Raw genomic sequence first — 220 nt, 5'->3', positions numbered from 1 at the left:
AAAATTGACCTATGAGTCGTGACAGGCTCGAACTGTCGACCCTCTGATTAAAAGTCAGATGCTCTACCAACTGAGCTAACGACTCAATGGAGGATACAGGGCTCGAACCTGTGACCCTCTGCTTGTAAGGCAGACGCTCTCCCAACTGAGCTAATCCTCCATTGTGCACGGCAACGACCTACCCTCGCAGGGGGCGATCCCCCAACTACTATCGGCGCGA

General features: G+C 53.6%; 2 tRNA genes. Both read right to left on the bottom strand.

Annotation, left to right across the window (positions count from 1 at the left end):
- Positions 1 to 12 precede the first annotated feature (12 nt).
- Positions 13 to 85 (bottom strand) — tRNA-Lys (locus FC19_RS08380).
- 2 nt (positions 86 to 87) lie between these two features.
- Positions 88 to 160 (bottom strand) — tRNA-Val (locus FC19_RS08375).
- Positions 161 to 220 lie beyond the last annotated feature (60 nt).

Origin of the sequence: Liquorilactobacillus aquaticus DSM 21051 (assembly GCF_001436755.1) — a bacterium.
Classification (GTDB): domain Bacteria; phylum Bacillota; class Bacilli; order Lactobacillales; family Lactobacillaceae; genus Liquorilactobacillus; species Liquorilactobacillus aquaticus.
Note: the sequence above shows the minus strand (reverse complement) of the source record. Positions and strands in the feature narration are given on the sequence as shown.